A 16870-nucleotide genomic window follows, 5' to 3' on the forward strand; every position below is an offset into this window, starting at 1 on the left:
TTTTGAATGCGAAAAGAGCGATATTTAATCGAGGTACTTCAGCCGGATGTTTCGGTATTCGATTTTCATTGGGGGACCTACATGAACTTGGAAACCAATCAACCCCTCTTGTTTACGGTTAGCAACGTCGTGATCCTCCACTTTACTCATTAAGGTGCCATTGATGTAGTGCTCCAATTGGTTGCCATTTGCAACGATCCGGATTTCATTCCAATCATTTTCCTTAACCAACGTGCGCAGGGAGTCCCGGTTACCCAGAGATTCTACTTCCTCTGCAACAGTCCATATATTTCCTTTCGCATAGTCGGCTATCGGCCCTGTTACCTCGGGAAGCCTAACGTGTTGTCCCGGAAACGCGAGTATGGTGCGGCCACGCTCTTCGTAGTTTTGTCCGGTATATGTATTTGCAGCATCGATATCTGCTTGGTAGCCTTTCAATGCGAAAGACGGCTCCATTAGCTCCTCGCTCCTGTAGTTGATGCCACTATTACCCTTGCCGGTCATCCGGTATTCGGCGACCAATTCGAAATCAGCGGGCTTGCCACCATCCCAAATGATGAACGAATTGTGGTCCAATTCTGCACCCGGGGCAATCTCGCCTATTAGCACGCCGCCTTCGGCCCGCCAAAGGGATGTGTCACCCCGCCAGCCTGTTAAACTTGACCCGTCAAACAGTGATATATACGCTGACGGGTCCTGCTGGTTTTGGGTAGCACCTGATCCACATGATGAAATGGCCAAGGCTGATATGGCAATCGCACCGATTATCGGCAATTTCATATTTCTACATTTGTATTTTTCCATGACTTTGAGTTTGCCGATTCGATGACGGCATCGCATACTTTCTGTGTTTCATACGCATTTTTGAAATCCGGTTGGCAGGGAGTTCCGGTCTCTAGGCTTTTGAGGAAATCTGCGGCTTGGTGTACAAAGCTATGCTCATAACCGATCCCGAGTCCCGGTACCCACCACTTGTCCATATAGGGGTGGTCGCCGTTGGTGACATGGATTGAGCTCCATCCTTTTACGTCGGAGTCACAGTCATTATCAAAATACTCCAGCCTGTTCAGGTCGTGTAAATCCCAGCGGATGGAAGCATTTTCGCCATTTATTTCAAACGTATATAGTGCTTTATGGCCCCTAGCATAGCGTGTGGACTCGAACAAGCCCAGTGATCCGTTTGAGAACTTACAATGAAAAATGCAGGCATCGTCAATCCCAACGTCCTGCAGCTTTCCGGTGTCGAGGTGCACCCGTTGCTTCACAAATGTTTCAGTCATTGCCGATACCTCGGTAATGCCGCCATTGAGCCACATAGCGGTATCGATACAATGGGCCAATAGGTCGCCGGTTACGCCGGATCCCGCAACATCCACGTCCATGCGCCATGCGGCGTCGCCCCCTTGGGGTAGGTCGGCATTAATGGTCCAATCTTGCAGGAAATTAGCACGGTAATGGAATATTTTCCCCAGTTTCCCGGAGTCGACGATTTTCTTGGCCAGGGTAACGGCCGGCAACCGCCGGTAATTGTACCAAACTGTGTTGGCCACACCAGCTTTAGTAACGGCGTCGACCATGGCTTTAGCTTCATCCAGGCTCCTTGCCAGCGGTTTCTCGGTGAGTACTATCTTTCCGGCCTCGGCTGCCGCGATGGCTATTTCCGCGTGTAAGTGGTTGGGTGTACAGATGTCTACCGCATCGATATCGTCGCGGGCGATGAGCTTACGCCAATCGGTTTCGTACGATGCAAACCCCCATTGGGCTGCGAAAGCCTTTACTTTTTCTTCGCGTCGTGAGCATACCGCTTGAAGTACCGGTTGGTATTGGAGATCGGGGAAAAAGTTTGGTATACGGTTATACCCATTGGAGTGGGTGCGGCCCATGAAGCCGCAGCCTATCAGACCTATTCTTAGTTGCTTTTTTTTGTCCATAATGTTAACAGTGAATAAAACCGGCGTTGCCGATGGAAATCGACATCGCCGATGAATAATATGTTGTAAAACGATTAGTGCGCTGCCGGAGCCGCTTCTTCATTCGTTTTGATTTTTACGTTTTTTTGCCAGATAAAGAAAATGATGAATGCCACGATGAGAATGGCAGGGAAGGTAACCATTTTGCCCAAGGCATCCTGTCCGGTAGCCAGCTCCAACGCCGAGTCCGTTAAGCCTGCCGCCGCATGTTTAACCCGCGCGCCGTCAATCCAGCTGCCGATGATCGGTTGGAAGATGGCCGATGAGAACATGCCTACACCACCGATGATCGACATGCCAAGCGCGCCGCTGAGCGGTACCCGTTTAGCTGCTGCGCCCACCATCGTTGGCCAGAAGTAGCAAACACCCATCGCAAAGATGACTGCTGCGAAATAAGCCATGGGGCCTGTGACCACGCTAAACATGTAAATACCGATCAATGTAAGGATTGCGCCGCCAAGGAGCACCCCGGTTTGGCCGAGTAGCTTCACCACGGGACCCGCAAAAAAGCGGCCTACAGCCATCAGACCCGTAGTGAGCGCCAATATTAACATGCTGTCGGCCCCGCTATGGCTCATCACGATGGAAACCCATTGTTGCGGACCGAATTCGCTGATGGCGGTAAGGAACATTGCAAAGAAGAGGAACAGGAAAGTCGGCGTAACCATGGCCTTCAGGTTTTGCGCAATCGAAGTGACACCTTCCACTTTGGGTTTGGGGAATGTTTTGCCGAAGAAGAGGAAGGCATAAATCACGGTCGGTATCATCAACACCCACATCTGGGTTTGCCATTGCTGCAGAAAGCCGCCGGCATCGGTCATGAATTTAGAGATTAATGCACCGAGCAGGATCCCGCCGGGGAACCACATGTGAAACCGGTTCAGCATCTTATCCAATTTGTTGCCCTCATACATATCGGCAATCATCGGATTACAGGCTGCTTCCGTACATCCGTTGCCAAATCCGATAAAGAGGGTGGAAATCAACAATCCGGTATACCCTCCTGAATAAATGGTCAGCAGGATACCCAGGGTGTGGGCGACAAAAGCAACCCGCATAATGTTTCTCGCGCCGAAAGAATGGTAAACCAAGCCTCCGATAATCATGGAGATAGGGAACCCGAGGAACCACATGGAGTTGATAAAACCGAGTTGCTCGGCGGTCAAGTTAAATTGCTCACCCAACTGAGGCAATATGCCTGCGCGGATAGCGAAGGTGAAAGCGGTTGTAATCAGTGCAAAACAAGAGCCGTTGAATAAGGCACTTCTGTTAATGTTCTCGTTCATCTTTTTAATGTTTTAACCGGTTAATCCTGATTTTTTCTAATATCAATTCTAGTTATAAATGAAGCGTTGAAAATACAATGTTTATCGTCAGTTTCTAAATTTTGTTTATAAAATTAAAAACCCGTCATAAAATGGTTACGTAAGAAGGCTACCCCCTTGATTGCGATATCTTCTCTGGAAGGTTCGAAGTCGCGCCAGATGGAAGCTGCCTTGGCCACTACTTTGACTGCGGGGGTAAATGACTCGATGACTAGGCTTCCACGATAATGGACCTCCTTCAGGGCGTCGCGTATACTGTCCCAATTAATGTGGTCGCCTCCGGGAGCCCCGCGGTCGCACCCGCAAGCATGGACGTGCAGCAGCCTGTTTCCGGTTTTCCGGATAGCGGCGGCCGAGTCTTTCTCTTCGATATTCATGTGATAGGTGTCCAAGAGGATGCCTACGGCACGATGACCGATTTCGTCGACGAGTGCCACTGCTTGATCGGCGGTATTGATGAAGTCGGTTTCATAACGGTTGAGTGGCTCCATGGCTAGCTTAACGCCAAGGTTGTCTGCCCGCACTGCCAGGCGGCGAAGGTGGGCAACCACGGTATCCCATTGCCTGCGGTATTCGTCCTCGGGAGTTTGCTCTGCACGGCCCACTGTAGAATACATCGGTCCGGCCATAACCGGACAACCGATTTGTGCCATCAGCTCCATGGCTTGGGTGATGTATTCGACAGCCGCCTCCTGTTCGGCAGGTGTGCCCCGTAGGTCGCGCCCGGGACCCATGGCGGCACAGATAGATGAACAGGCTATGCCGTATTCATCCAATGCCCGTTTGATGATGTCGGCATCGATATGGGAGGCATCTTCCAATGCGATTTCCACCGCGTCGCAGCCCCAGGCTTTGAATTGTCCAAAGATATCAACCTGTTCACTGGTAAACGGTGAAGTAAGCAGAAATGTGTTGACTCCTATTTTCAGCATATTTATCTTTTTTTGTGATTCACTTTTTCGCTCGTCAATCCGTTGCTAACCGGAAATCTGCAGGGAACTGCCCGCGTTTGAATTCATCGAAACCAAACATTGTGGGTGTATATGTCGAAATGAACGACACGTCCACTTGTTGGGGTATGGCATCCTCCAATCCGGTAGCCCAAAAACAAGCGTTGATCAGTAACCGTCTTAGATCCGCGCTTTCGAAGTCTACCGATGCGCCCATGGTTGTGGTAAAGGCCCTTCCCGGCTTCCCGCCGGGTAATTGGTATGTCCGTGTCCAAGCAATAGGCATCGTTCCCTTTTCAGTGTTGATCGGCGCGTCGGCATCCATTCCACTTGTAGACTGGCCCAAAAGCAGTACGGTGGCATCCGGTAGGGCACCTACAGTATATACGTCTGTTGGCCCCCAAATGTCGGCTATACCATTCAGTACCGGGTGGGTAGCTTGGGCTTCGTTGATGACGGCCCTTGTTCCCTCACTACCGTGGGCCCCATGATGGCTTACCCAGGTTTCACCAAGTACAACCTTACCGAAGCCATTTTCCCATCCAGGGATGTCGCTCTGGAAATCATACTTGGCATACTGGTTTTCCGCATCTTTAAAATGAAAAGCATGTGTGGCTGTACGAAGGCCTATTACCGGTTTTCCAGCCATCAGGTATTCGTCGATATAGCGCATCTGCTCGGAGGGAAGCGCCCGGAAGCGGGTGGAAATCACCATGAGATCAGCGTCTTCCAGTGCTTGGAGCCCGGGAATGTTGGATTGCTCGTTGGGATTGATTTCACCGCTTTGAGGATCGAGAGAAAATAATACGGTACAGGTGAAGCCCATCCGCTTAGCGAGGAGTTGTGCCAACATGGGGAGGGCCTCTTCCGAACGGTACTCTTCGTCTCCGCTTACCAACACGATGTGTTTGCCTACCCCCGGCCCCGTTTCACCCACATAGGTAACCCACTGCTCTGATTGTGGGTTTTGCTGTTCGGTCTGCGAAGTGGTTCCCCCTGCACAGCAGGAAAGAACCACGCATAAAACCGCCAACGGAAAAGAAAACATACGCTGTTTGTTATGCATACTTCAACTAGTTGATGTAACTTATGCTTCTTGCCACCCGTGTGCATTTTGCACACTTACCAATGCGGCAAGTATATCATTCCATGTTTCCTGCTTGTTGAGTACGGCATTGGGGAACATGCAGCCGTCCCAGCAGATATGCTTGAGCTTTTTGGTGAGTTCACCATTTTCGTCGCGGAGCCAGTGCCCTGCGTCTGTTGCTATATCCAACTTGCCGTTCGGGTCGTTGGGTAGGCAATGGCGCCCGGTTTTGTCGTGCGATCCGGAGCCGAATACGGTGCCGTCGTTCTGTGCGACATGGAAGTCGATGGTCCATGGGCGCAATGCACGGGTAAGCGTCTTTAATCCTTCGGTGAGTGTTTCGCGGTCGCTCCACTCAAAGTCACTCGGAAGGATGCGGTCTTCGGGTTTGTTATACCCTAGCAGGTATAAGAACGTGTGCGACATATCGGCTTGGAAACCGATGTTGGGCCGGTCTACAGCTTCCAGTGTATCCAACATCGCACGCCAGCTGTGCATGCCACCCCAGCAAATTTCACCTTCTGCGGCCAGCTGCTCGCCATAATCCGCGGCAACATCACACGCCGCTCTGAATGTTTCGGCTATCAGCTTGGTGTTGCCCGCGGGGTCTTCTGCCCATGCTTTCGGTGAGCAGGATGAGTCGATGCGTACCACGCCATACGGACGGATGCCGAGTTCGCGTAACTGTTGGCCGAATTGGCATGATTTGCGTACCATCTCGATAAATGTCTTCCGGCTTTCTTCACTGCCTATGGCCGAGCCGGCCCAGATTGGCGCAACAAGCGAGCCGATATTCAAACCATGGCTGCCTACCTTATCGGCTAGTCGTTTCACTTCATCGGTACCGCCATTGATATCCACATGGGGTTCTAACAAGCCAATGTCGACACCATCGAATTTTACACCATCTACTTCCGCGGCAGCGGTAAATGCCAGCAAGTCGTCAAAAGGGATGACCGGTTCGGAATCGGGGCCTTTACCCACGATACCCGGCCAGGTTGCATTGTGCAATTTCGGAAATCTAGTCGTCTTATCCATATCTTTGCTGTTAAAGTACGTAAATTTATAAAAATAAACGGTTCATTACCGGATTATGATATCACGAGGTCGGGATTACCGGGTCCAAAGTGTTTTAGCATCACGATGGGGTCGGTTTTCGATAGGTTCACGATTTTAACACCCGTTTGGGCGGCTGCTTCACTCACGAAATACTCATCGTGTGTAAGCTGGCCATAGCGGATGAGCGCGGGTGTCTCGATGTCCCAGTTGCCCATTTTACCGTGCCCCTGCATCATGATCATGCCGTATGCCGCAGCATCGTGGATGGTGACCGTTGCACCGGGGAAGACGGTCAGCTCCTTGGCACTGAAAGCTTCCGATTTGTAGCATATCCATTTTTCGGAGTACCCTGCTGCGTTCATTTCTGCTTCGTTGCGAACGGGTAGGGGGGGCATAAAGCGGTTCTGCATCGTGTTGGGATCGAGGTTGAGGTCCCAGTCGAGTACATCTATCAGCTCGTCGAAATCGCCCAGTTTATCCTCAGGTGTACATTTCCATAGCAGCTCCTCCGGGATGATGGCCTCGTTGACCAGCGATTGGTACATGGCGAACACGTCTGACGCTTTCTGTGGTTCGTAGGTACACAGGCTTCCCGGGGCATGGAGCAGGCCCGGGGGAACGTCCCATCCCGTTCCCGGTTCCAAGCGATAGGCTTGTGAATAATTGGTGATTTTGTTGTCGCCCTTCGTAAAGTTTTCCAAGCATTCGCGTATTTGTTCCTTGGTGGTGCCGGGGGCCAGCCCAATGAACGTATAGGGGTAGTCGCCGCCGTGGTTATTCAGTTGCGGCGGGAAGTAGTATGCCTCGGGCTTTCCTTTCTGGCCCACTAGCGCGGCTTTCTCATCGTTGTGGTGTACGTGGTGGGGTAGGGGCCCCATGTTGTCGAAAAACTTGGAGTACATCGGCCAACTGCCATGTTCGTCCCAGATCCGCGACCCGATCAGTTCACCTTTCAGTTCGTCTACCGCATCGCGGAGAAGGAATTGGCTGGTTTTGCCATCGTTATCGTACACCACCTGGCTTAATCCCTCATGCTCGCCGGTAAGTGGTCCGTTCTCTGCTGGAGTGGTAGACGACAGCCAGCGCTCGTCTATACCGCCCCGGACGCCTCCGAGCACATAGTAATCATCCGGGTGGAGTTTGATGCGCCGCCCCGGCACGCAAAATGAGCGCGGAACCCATGTGGGGGCCAACCGTAATATTCCGGATCCGGAATCAAATGCATCGCGAATTAACTGTTTTGTATTCATAATTGTTGTATTTTTTTCTGTTTATCTTTTGCTCTTCTGTTTGCTTACAGTTATCGTGTATTAGTTATCGTCCGTTGCCTGTTTGTCGTAAAAACTGTGCGATGTCATCAGGGTTTTCGTGTACCTTAACCATAACGCCATACCGGCGCCGCTCACCGGGTTGCAATACAATCAGCGATCCCTCACGGCGGGCCTGCGTTTGTCCGATGGGCGGATGCGTGCCCGGTTCTAACCCTACCACATACTCACCGGGGCCCCAGTGTTGCCAGTTGGTCATCCATGGAAGCTGGGACTTTTCGAATTCGACAGCCAAGGCGATACCCAGCCGCGCATTATGTATGCCGCATCGGCATATGCCATCATTATCTGCGGTTATATCGATAAATGCGGCTTCCTCACCGCTGCCGGCATGGTCGTCCAACGGTGGTTTCCCCTTTTTAAAGGAGGAGCCTTCTTTGAAGATTTTCGCTTTGCCAGCCCCTTCGCGCGACGTCCACGGACCTTGCCAGCAGATATCCACATCTTCATCCACCAAAGGCCACCCCAAATTCATATGGTACAATAACATATGCGGAGCAGCCACATTTCCGGTATTGACTACTTCGTCATCAACACGGATAGCGGCCTCGCCCAATCGGCTCGAGATGGTTCGTCTGAGGGTGAGTTGCGTACCCAGGGGCTGTGACTGCCTTACCACCCCGGTGATCCGCATATCCAGTTGGCCATTGGCGGGGTCGGGCTGGATGATGGATTCGATCGCGGCAGGGAGGCCACTAAATTGGCTGTGGAGTCCCCGTTCGCCGGTGCCGTCCGCTTCCGGCCCGCCAATGTGGTCAAGGCCACAGGTCGTCAGCAACCCACCCCCGAAGGCATGCAGCCACTCTATTCCCCGGTAGGGCCGGTGGGTTGGGGCAGTGATGCCGACATGGCTTATCCAGGCCAAGCCATGGGCGTTGTATTGGGCGTCGGCGATATCCATGCCGCGGTCAATCACCACCTTGTAACGTAACCCGGTTCCTGTATTTACCCAGGCTATCCGTGTCCCTTTTCCGGCACCGTTATCGAGCACCGCGGTTTCAATGCCGCCCACTTGCAGCGGATTGGAAACCTTCTTTACCCAATTTGTTGTCCTGCCGTTATCCATTATCACTTTTTGTAAATTGGACTATTCTCGTTTCCACCAGCCATGAGGTAGGCCATGAGGTCTTTCAGTTCCTCTGGATTCAACACATTCAACGTGCCCGGGGGCATAATGGATACCGTCGATTCTTTGACCTCCGTTACCTCTTTCTTCGAAATCTCCCTCAGCTCTTGGGGGGCATAGGGATTTTGGGACACCGAGTAGGTGTTATCGTCTTCACGGATCAATCTGCCCATTATCGATGTGCCGTCTTTGAGTACGAATACTTTACTTCCATACTGGTCGGAGATAGCATCACCCGGTTTGATAATGGCCGTAAGCATATCCTGCACGGAGAAGCGGGTGCCCAATTGTGTCAGGTCGGGACCGATATCGCCACCTTCGCCCCGCATAGTGTGGCAGGAAGCGCACCTTACGGCAGCAAATAACGACTTGCCGTTTTCGTAGCTGCGCGATGCTTTGGTGTCGTCCTCTTCGACGGTTTTGAGGGCGTCTTCTATTTTCCAGTTTTTACCGGGGCCCTTAGGCGGTACGATATCGGCAAATAGGTCTTTGCCCGATTTGGTCAAAAGGGAGTCGCCTGAAATCACATTGTAGTGGTCACGTTGGTCGTCGGGTACGAGATCGAGCGCGCTTTTCCGCGCGGCATTGATATAACCCACGTAGCTATTGCCGCCTTTGTAACCAAAGGCATCATAAAACCAGTTGAAGTAACGTTCATATAATTCGGGTGTCCAACCCGTATCCGCTTTACTCAGTGCAGTGGCAAAATAAATCTGTTGCGCCGGTGGTGTTTTGGCCAGTACGGTGGCTATGGTCATTCCATAATCAGGGTTGCGTAAAATCAAGTCTGCCGAGCTGGTCAACATAGCCTGTGTGGTTGTCGAATCATCAAGGCTGTTTTCGAGAAGCGCGACGGTTCTCCCGGTCGCATACGGTGCGCCGATATGGATAAGTAATTTACTTAATTCCCGGTTCAGTGCGTTATCGTTCGCCGGATAGTGGTCGGCAAAGTAACCGATGAGCCGGTTGGTGATTTCCGGTTTCACATTGCCCATCCGGTAGAACGACACTTCCATTGTCCGTAGGAGTGCGATCTTGTTTTCTTTCGATATACGGCCGAAATCGATGGTCATCAATTTGCGGAGAATGACGGGCTGTAGTATGGGGTCTCCCATTTTGGCCATGGCCAGCATGGCGTGGGTTGCTGTACGGATGTTCCGCTCGCGGAAGGCTTTTTTACCCCAGACGGTAACAGGCTGGTGCATCAGTGCCATGGTGGCTGCATACCGGATATGGCGGTCTTCATGATTCAGGTATGGCCATACCTCGTTAACGATGTTGGTGTCTGGAGCTGACCCGAAGTAACCCTCTATTTTCCTGCGGATAGCCATTTCTTCGGTAATCCGGGGTTCCGCTGTTGACGCTTCCTTGATTTTCTGGTAATCTTTATAGGAAACGCGGTACAGGTCCGATTCCAGCCGTCGTCCGCCGGTAAGGAAATAAAGTGCACCATCCGGCCCGATTTCACCATCGGTGAGCGGGAGGGGCACACCGGAAAGGAATTCTTCTGCCGCTACCGTGTATGATGCGCCCTGTTGTTTTAGCTGTACCGAATAGATGATTCCGAAGCTCCAGTCAAAAGCAAATAAGCTGTTGCGGTATTTGTCGGGGAATTTGGCCTTTCCGCCATCCATCAGGTTTGTTGGTGATCCTTGGCCGATGTTGAGCAGGGGAGGCAGGTTGTCGGGGTAATATGTTGCCCATTTGGCCGTTCCGGTGCGCCATCCAAATTCGGCACCTTTGGTAACGTGCAGCAGTCGGGTAGGGCGATACCAAGGCATGCCAAAATCCCACTCCATGTCTGAGTCATAGGCAAAAAGTTCACCATCGTTGTTAAAAGAGATATCGAAAGTGTTGCGGAAGCCTCCAGCAACAAATTGCCATTCTTTTCCCAGCGAGTCTGTTTCCACAACGAAGCCTCCCGGGGCTTTCCGGTCTACCGCGTGTCCACGGGGATCCGTAATGAGTTGAATGATGTTGTCTTCGTCCCAATTGGAAGGAAGGAGATAACTGTCCATCTCGGGTACATCGGTATGGTTGCCCAGCACGAGGTAGAGCGACTGGCCATCGGGAGCGAGGATGATGCTGTGCGGTCCATGTTCGCCTTGGCCATCGAACAATTTCAATTGGGTGATTTCGTCAAATTGATCATCATTGTCCGTGTCTTTCAGTCGGTACAGGCCGCTGCTTTTTTCCATTTTATCATCGCCTTGGTGGTTCACTACGACGTACAGGCTGTTGAATGCCCACAGCAGCCCCTGGGCGTAGCCCATACCTACCTTGGTTTGTGTGCTGTCGTTTTCCCATTTATCGTCTGGAAAAACAAGCTGTTGCGGCTCGTTGGTAAGGGTGTCGGCACCTATTTCGGGCATTTCCAAGCGATACAGCGCCCCATATTGGTCAGACACAATCATCCTTCCTTTACCATCGAATGTCATGGCTACCCATGAGCCTTTTTTGTTTTCGGAAGGGCTGTATAGGTGTTCAACCACAAAATCCCGGGCCACCGTGATCTTCTCAACTTTGGGCTTTTTGGCTTCTGGTTCCTTCTCGCTGTCTTCCGTTTGGCACGCCGCAGCCAGCAGTAGCGAGAGGCATAGCGCTACGAGCGGAGTGTTGTTTCTGATAGGTGTTGGCATATATCTGTTTAGCATGAAAATGATGTGTAACAAATGCGTTGAAAATGTATGTTTACCATAAATCTGTTCACCGATCCGGTTGGTTCATTGACTGGATATGGAAAATCAAAATTGAACTATGCGGGTAAGTATTTAACGATTCCAATTGTAATCGGCTTTTGTATGGTCGGTAACATCATTTTAGTATTGTAGTTGGTATTTAGTAACATAAAATAAAAGCTCACTGGTGAACACAATGCTACTATGTATATAGCAAAATTTCATCCTGTACTGTCCTGAATAGCCTCTTGCGGTGCATTTATTGTGCCTCGCTGCGCGCGTGTAGAGCTCGCTATTTCAGCGGGTGCTCTTTTAGCAACTCTTCTGGTGCATAGAAGCCTTTCTTATCTGCGATTGCTGTGCGGACAGCATTTACCTGCTCTGCGCTGATAGGCGTTCCTTTGTTTCCGAAAGAGTTTTTTACGTAGGTAAGCACTGCAGCCACTTCTTCATCGTTCAGCAAGCCGCCGAAGGGCGTCATGGGTACTTGTCCAGGGTATTTCTGTCCCAGTACCTCGATTGGCCCATGGAGGCCATTCAGGGTCAGTTTAATGAGGCGGACATCATCATTGAGTACCCACCGGGTTCCGGCCAATGGCGGGAATCCTGAGTTAGGTAGGCCTTTACCATCGGCTTGGTGGCAGGTGATGCAGAAGCCCTCTCGCTGGAAAATCAGCTGGCCCTGTTTAAAGCGGGCTAAGTCGGTACCTTTCAAATTGGTATTAGCAGTTGTCGGCGATTCGGTGCCAGTGGGAGCAGGTTTGTCTGCCAGCCTTGCGGCTGCGGTTTGGTAGGCATCGGCCATCCAGCTATCGATCGGGTGCTTTGCGGCTTCTTCCAAGATTGGTCTAGTTTCCGTGCTGTCTAGCCACGAAGCCGCTACGATTGCTTCCAGTCGTACGCGCCCATGCTCATCGGCCGCCGCTTCACGCAGCAGGTCGGCTTGGTCTTTTACCTGGTGGCCGGTATAGCGCAGTACCCGTACGGCGGCTGCCCGCACACGGTGATCGTTGGCATGCAATAGTTGGCGCAGCAGCGCCTGGTCAACACGGTTGAGGCCCCAGGTTACCCATAGGCCCTCAAGTAGGTGGTGTTCGTAGTCGGGGCTGCTTCGGTCCAGCCCATCCAGCCACGGGCGGAGCTGCTTCAGTACGTCGTCGGCGTTGCGGCCACGCAGCTCGCGGCGGGTGCGGTAGCGGGTACGGTATTCAGGCAGCTTCAGGTTATCCAACAAGGTATTGATGTCGGCCCCGGCGATGGTAGCTGGTTTTACAAGCGGCCGCGCAGGGTAGGTAATCCGATATATGCGGCCGTGGGTATGGTCGCGAAGCGGATCGCGCTGGTTGTGCTGCATGTGGCCAATGAGTACGTTGTGCCAATCTACGACGTAAAGAGATCCATCGGGTGCAAATTCCATGTCGACCGGCCGGAAGTTCGGGTCGTCCGAGCGCATGAGGTCCTGGCGGTGGTGGCTGCTGTAGCCTGTTCCGTCCTCGGCCATGGCATGCTGTTTCATACCCAGGAAGCCAATGGTGTTGTTGATGAGCATATCGCCCTGCACCTCGTCGGGGAAATGGCGGCTCGACACGAATTCCAGCCCTGAAGTGGGCCTTACACGATGGGCATCTTCAATCAGGTTCCTCGCCTTCGGGTTCGCTTTCCCATAGACTGGTTTGAGTGATCCGGGCATCATCCACGTAGCATCGGGCCCTGATGTTTCTGCATAGAAGTTTTGCCCCCATTCATCGAAAGCGATACCCCATGGATTTGGGATAGAGAGCTGGGCGGTATACTCCAATTTGTGGCGGGCGGGGTTGTATCGGAAGAACCCTCCGTTGGTAGCGCGTACGGGTCCATAGGGCGTTTCGATATCGCTCAGCAAGAACACGCCCTGCCCCATGTAGATGGCGCCCGATGGGTCACTCGTATATGCATGGTGTGCATGGTGCGTGTCGTGGTCGTCGAAGCCGCTCAACAGGACTTCCCGTTTGTCGGCTTTGTCATCGCCGTCCGTATCGGTCAGTAGGATCAGGTTTGTCCCTTGCGATACATACACGCCTTCGGGAGCCAGTTCGAAGCCCATTGGCAGGTGTAGGCCATCGGCAAAGATGGTCTGTTTGTCGGCTTTGCCGTCGTTGTCGGTATCTTCAAGTATCAGTAGTTTATCCGTGGGTTTCGGGTCGCCGGGTTTCCAGTGCGGATAGGAGGGCATGGTGGCCACCCAAAGGCGTCCTTTGTTGTCGAATGTGAGCTGTACAGGTTTCTGTAGGTCGGGGAATTCCTGTTCTGAAGCGAACAGATCTATTTTATAGCCGGGCGCCATGTGGAACTTGGCTAATGCCTCTTCGCCATAGAGATATTTGGGCAGAGGTTGGTTGGTGTTCCGCGGTAAGTAGTTGGTTTCCACTTTGGGCAGTACCGTGGTTGTTGCATCGGCACTGTCGAGGTCCATCCGGATTCCCTTGGATGCTTTCCAGATGGCCTGGTCGCGTAGGGCCGTCATCTCCCGGATTTTAATAAACTCGGCCGGGTAGTTATCGGGACCGAAAGGATCGTACCTTCGTCCGAATGCCTGTACGCCATTGGGGTGTTTGAAATCCTGGAACCAGACCCAGTTTTTTTCCATCACTGCATCGTGGACCAATTGCCGGTTGGTGTCGTCTATTTTTTTCATTCGGCCGAATACGGCGTCAGCGAGCATCGTGGAGAACTCCCTGTAGCCGGCATCGTTGAGCTGCGTGCCGTCGATGGTAAGCGGGGAACTGCTCCGGCGGAACAGTTTACCGAAGGGACGATACATGTCTACAAAGAGTACATCGTTGTTTCGAGCTACCTCTGCCATGGCTTCGGTATACATCGCCAGGCGTTTGTTTTCCGCTATGCCATCCGGTAGGTCGTGGTCGTCCGAGCGGTCTTCAAAGGCTATGGGAGACACGATGGCCAAGCGCGGTGGCTTGACGCCGTTGTAATGTTGTTGCAGGGTATACTTTATAAAAGCATCTAGTTCTTTGCGGTATTGCTCAAGCCCTTCTGTGTCACGGAAGGATTCTGTGTAGCCGAAGAATGCGATGATGACATCGGCCTTATGCCGAGCGAGCCACTCGTCTGGTGTTTCCCAATGACCTTGGGTATTGGGGTCATTGAGCAGATCTGTATCGGACTGCAACGTGTCGGCTCCGGGAAATGCCCATGGAGAGGGACGGCCGGAATGGGGGCGGAAGCCCGGTGTGTTCCCCCCGTCGCACATGTTACGGATATATAGTAGGCTATCCGGATACCGTAAATACATCTCGGTTTCGAAGTGGCCGTAGTCCATCATGCGCGATCCGAGGTTATTGCCTATGAGAATAATATGATCTCCGCGTTGCAGTGTCAACGGAGCAGGGGTGGGGGGGCTGCATTGGGAGAGGCAGACCAGGGCAATGAAAACGCCAGCGAATATAACCGGTCTTAAATACCTTTCCATGGTACGTTTTGCTGCCATAGATTTCATTGGTTTTACTGGCGCTCGCATGAATGGGGATTATTATTATTTCGTATCATAATTTAAAACTAGTACTTATAGCACAATAGCTAATTGGAATTTGCAATGCTACCATTTTTGTGGTAAAACGTCATCCTGCCCTGTCCTGTGTATGCTCGGTTGGCCCACTGTCGTTATCTTTGGTTGCCAGCCCGCTAAGGACTAACGATATTGCCATAAGTTGCCAAGGGGTAGGGCGGTTGGCCAGCGAGTTTAGGGAGTAGTATTATAGGAGTAGTATTAAAAATATTCGGGCGAGTAAGGCCCGCATCGGTATCAATAGGTATACTTATCTATCTTGTGGATTTGGTTATTGCCTTCGGTGAATACCAAAACAGGCTGATAGTTATCTGCCTCTTCTTCACTAACCTTGAAGAAGCTGAGTATGTGGACAGTATCGCCCACTTTAGCATGCAGTGCTGCACCACCATTCATGCATACTTCGCCACTGCCGCGTTTACCTGGCAGCACGTAGGTCATGATGCGGCTTCCGTTTATGGCATTATTGACATACACTTGCTCGTATTTTTTTATTTGAGCTGCGTCTAGTAAATCGGCGTCAACGGTAATAGATCCATTATATTCAACATTTGCCTCCGTTACTTTGACCGTGTGGATTTTTGATTTTAAAATAGTTAACTCCATATTATTTGTGTGTGTTTCTGTTATTGTGTGTGGTTCTGTTATTCGTCCTTTATGCTGTTTTAGCCTGTCTACTGGGTTTTTCAGATGTTTCTAGTTCAATTTCCTTGCCATATTGCGTTATTATGTGGTATTGGTGGTGGCAATGATAGGTGAACTGATAAGGCATGTTTGGATTTATGGGGTGATTGCCCGAACATGCTACGCGATATTCTTCGCTGCCGTTGGCTGCATATTTTGCTATTACAAGTGTGTTTTGGTCCATGTCATGTTCAAGGATAAACCACGCTCCTTCTCCGATGCCACCCAACCACTGTGCTGCCGCCGGTACCGTTTCTGGCCGTTGCGGTTCGGCGATAGAGCCCGGTTCCTGATCGCACGGGAGGTCTTTGGACTTGTCGGTGGAAAGGTTATGCATTAATTGGTCCAATTGGAAGCCCAGCGATTGCCAGCGGGTCATCTGCCGCGACTGCAATATACCTTCATGGTATAGGTAAACCATCCCGTTGGGCGATGCGTTCACTACATTACTCATTGGGCTTGGTTTGATGGTTTCGGGCAGACTTATCCGTCGTCGTACGCGGTGCCTGTTTACAAAGCCAGCCAATAATACCTGGGCAACGAACCGTGAACAGCTATTATTCCCACGGGCGATGGCACCATACTTTACCGGACCTTTATTTACGATTTGCTCAGCAAGTCGGTTTGCCATGGTATATGATAAACCTTCGGCGACAGCGAAAAATAGCCTTCCGCTGCCGTGGGTTGCGTCTTCTATTTGGTGTAACTCATCCAGAATAGCCTTTAAGTTATCGATATGGTTATTGTCATCAAAACGTGCCCGCGTGTTTAGCACAAGCCGAGGATCTGACGTAGCGGAACGCGCGCGGCCATATCCCCTCGGTGTGATGTATCTGCCGAAATCGAAATAAGCCAATAAACCGCTTTGACGGTGTATCAATACAATAGCTGCATGGCCCACTTTGAAATTCAGGTTTTTTACAATACCCAGTTGTTTGAGTATTGCCATCCATCGCTCGTCGCCACGAGCAGTCTGGTCTGGCCACGCCATCACCAATGCTAAGTCTTGGTTTTCTTCCAACTTGCCCTCCATTCGCGGTTTTTTCCTCGGCAGTGAAATAACCGTGTAAATCTGTAAAGAATTGGGAATTGAGGTTTATT

General features: G+C 51.5%; 12 protein-coding genes. All 12 read right to left on the reverse strand.

What is annotated here, in order from left to right:
- Window positions 1-24: 24 nt before the first annotated feature.
- The gene (locus NGM62_RS08250; protein ID WP_262247051.1) at window positions 25-780 is read right to left on the reverse strand and encodes a 3-keto-disaccharide hydrolase; all 756 of its coding nucleotides are present in this window, start codon (window positions 778-780) and stop codon (window positions 25-27) included.
- Window positions 777-1931, reverse strand: a complete 1155-nt coding sequence (locus NGM62_RS08255) for a Gfo/Idh/MocA family protein (protein ID WP_262247052.1) — start codon at window positions 1929-1931, stop codon at window positions 777-779. Before NGM62_RS08255 ends, NGM62_RS08250 begins: the two co-directional genes overlap by 4 nt.
- Before the next feature lie 74 nt (window positions 1932-2005).
- On the reverse strand, window positions 2006-3256 hold the full coding sequence (locus tag NGM62_RS08260) for an MFS transporter (protein WP_262247053.1): 1251 nt from the start codon (window positions 3254-3256) through the stop codon (window positions 2006-2008).
- 113 nt (window positions 3257-3369) lie between these two features.
- Window positions 3370-4227 (reverse strand): sugar phosphate isomerase/epimerase family protein, encoded by an 858-nt coding sequence (locus tag NGM62_RS08265; protein ID WP_262247054.1) that lies wholly within the window; start codon window positions 4225-4227, stop codon window positions 3370-3372.
- Window positions 4228-4261: 34 nt separating this feature from the next.
- A complete protein-coding gene (locus NGM62_RS08270; RefSeq protein ID WP_262247055.1) occupies window positions 4262-5311 on the reverse strand; it encodes a ThuA domain-containing protein in 1050 nt (349 codons plus the stop codon).
- Between the two features lie 21 nt (window positions 5312-5332).
- The gene (locus tag NGM62_RS08275) at window positions 5333-6370 is read right to left on the reverse strand and encodes a sugar phosphate isomerase/epimerase family protein (RefSeq protein WP_262247056.1); all 1038 of its coding nucleotides are present in this window, start codon (window positions 6368-6370) and stop codon (window positions 5333-5335) included.
- A gap of 53 nt (window positions 6371-6423) precedes the next feature.
- Complete coding sequence (locus NGM62_RS08280) at window positions 6424-7641, reverse strand: hypothetical protein (protein WP_262247057.1); 1218 nt, start codon at window positions 7639-7641, stop codon at window positions 6424-6426.
- Window positions 7642-7705: 64 nt separating this feature from the next.
- Complete coding sequence (locus tag NGM62_RS08285; RefSeq protein ID WP_262247058.1) at window positions 7706-8785, reverse strand: aldose 1-epimerase family protein; 1080 nt, start codon at window positions 8783-8785, stop codon at window positions 7706-7708.
- Window positions 8786-8787: 2 nt separating this feature from the next.
- A complete protein-coding gene (locus NGM62_RS08290) occupies window positions 8788-11484 on the reverse strand; it encodes a c-type cytochrome (RefSeq protein WP_262247059.1) in 2697 nt (898 codons plus the stop codon).
- Window positions 11485-11815: 331 nt separating this feature from the next.
- Window positions 11816-15007 (reverse strand): PVC-type heme-binding CxxCH protein, encoded by a 3192-nt coding sequence (locus NGM62_RS08295; RefSeq protein ID WP_262247060.1) that lies wholly within the window; start codon window positions 15005-15007, stop codon window positions 11816-11818.
- 315 nt (window positions 15008-15322) lie between these two features.
- Window positions 15323-15691 carry an aspartate 1-decarboxylase gene (panD, locus tag NGM62_RS08300; protein WP_262247061.1) on the reverse strand — a complete coding sequence of 123 codons (369 nt, stop codon included), beginning with the start codon at window positions 15689-15691 and terminating at the stop codon, window positions 15323-15325.
- A 49-nt stretch (window positions 15692-15740) separates the two neighbouring features.
- Entirely contained in the window at window positions 15741-16802 is a 1062-nt protein-coding gene (locus tag NGM62_RS08305) for a DUF6695 family protein (RefSeq protein WP_262247062.1), read from the reverse strand.
- Window positions 16803-16870 lie beyond the last annotated feature (68 nt).

Origin of the sequence: Parapedobacter soli (assembly GCF_025460835.1) — a bacterium.
GTDB classification, from domain to species: domain Bacteria; phylum Bacteroidota; class Bacteroidia; order Sphingobacteriales; family Sphingobacteriaceae; genus Parapedobacter; species Parapedobacter soli.